This window comes from Rossellomorea sp. FS2, from assembly GCF_047915635.1.
Classification (GTDB): domain Bacteria; phylum Bacillota; class Bacilli; order Bacillales; family Bacillaceae_B; genus Rossellomorea; species Rossellomorea marisflavi_A.
In genome coordinates, this window is the sequence record NZ_JBLRVS010000013.1 from 1 (window position 1) to 1,308 (window position 1,308).

Sequence of the window (1,308 nt, forward strand, 5' to 3'; positions counted from 1 at the left end):
TCGTACTGTCAATTTTCTTACTGGCTGAATGCTCGATTGAAATCCAGTTGTTTGCCCTTATTGATGTATGAATTTTCTTTCTATTCAAATGGACACTCAATAGTTTGACAAACTTACCCTTACTAGATAAAATAACTGACGAACGTTCGTAAAGGAGTGATGGAAATGAAATCGCAACAATTAAAAGAAATCGCTTTGGAGCAATTTGCCCTTAATGGGTATCAAGGAGCTTCTCTATCTGCCATCGCAGACAAGGCGGGGATTAAAAAGCAGTCCATTTATTCCCATTTTAAAAGTAAAGAAGATCTTTTCATCCGTGCATATCAAGATTCTGTTCAACAAGAATTAGATTTTATTGATAGGTATTTAGCCAAAAGTGAGTTGCCAATCATTCACACGCTGAATCAGTTTCTTTCTAATTATCTTGCTCGTTATGGGGAAGACTCTACAATGAAATTCTTTTTGAGGACATCTTTTTTTCCACCAGTTCAATTGGAGGACGCTATTAAAGAGGGAACGGAAAAGTATATAACCGGTTTAGAAACACTCTTCCTTAATTTGTTTGAACAATATGAGTGCCTTGAAAATCAGATAACACCTGAAAAGGCATCTATTGCTTATCTGACAATCTTAGATGGGCTACTGGTTGAGTTGTTGTACGGGCGCTCTGAACGATTAAAAAAACGTTTGGAGCACTCGTTGGAAGTGTTTTGGAGAGGTATAAGTGAAGGGAGTGTTCCGAATGAATAAAGCGTGGACGTTTGTTGTACTAGGATCAGTATTCGAAGTGGGTTGGGTCATCGGTTTGAAACATTCTTCAGACTTCATTACGTGGGCAGCGACGATCATAGCGATTGTATTATCGTTTGGATTTTTAATTAAGGCAACTCAAATGTCCCTACCTGTAGGAACCGCCTATGCCGTGTTTGCCGGTCTAGGAACGACGGGTACGGTCATTGCGGAAATGGTCTTTTTCAATGTTCCGTTTCAGGTGGCTAAAGTCGTATTGATCCTTGTGTTATTGGCAGGCGTCATCGGGCTTAAGCTGGTGACAGGGAAGAGTCAGGAACAGGGAGGTGAATCGTAATGGGTTGGATATACCTTATTCTTGCAGGGGTATTTGAAGTGGTTGGTGTAACGGGATTGAACCTGATCACCCGGAAAAAAAGCGTATCGTCCTATCTCATCTTTGTCGCTGGGCTCGCATGCAGCTTCATATTCTTGAGTTTGTCGATGCAGTCTCTACCAATGGGTACTGCCTATGCGATCTGGACCGGAATCGGTACCGTGGGATCAGGACTGGTCGGA

3 protein-coding genes are annotated in these 1,308 nt (G+C 41.7%); all 3 read left to right on the forward strand.

Translation table 11 applies throughout. The annotated features are described in order from the left end of the window. The first annotated feature begins 165 nt into the window (after positions 1 to 165). Entirely contained in the window at positions 166 to 750 is a 585-nt protein-coding gene (locus tag ACNA6I_RS23005) for a TetR/AcrR family transcriptional regulator (protein ID WP_416314227.1), read from the forward strand. After that, positions 743 to 1,087: a DMT family transporter gene (locus ACNA6I_RS23010; RefSeq protein ID WP_416314228.1), complete on the forward strand. Its 345-nt coding sequence runs from the start codon at positions 743 to 745 to the stop codon at positions 1,085 to 1,087. The genes ACNA6I_RS23005 and ACNA6I_RS23010 overlap by 8 nt, the downstream gene beginning before the upstream one ends. Then, a partial coding sequence (locus ACNA6I_RS23015; protein ID WP_416314229.1) for a DMT family transporter occupies positions 1,087 to 1,308 on the forward strand: 222 nt, incomplete at its 3' end. The genes ACNA6I_RS23010 and ACNA6I_RS23015, both read left to right, overlap by 1 nt.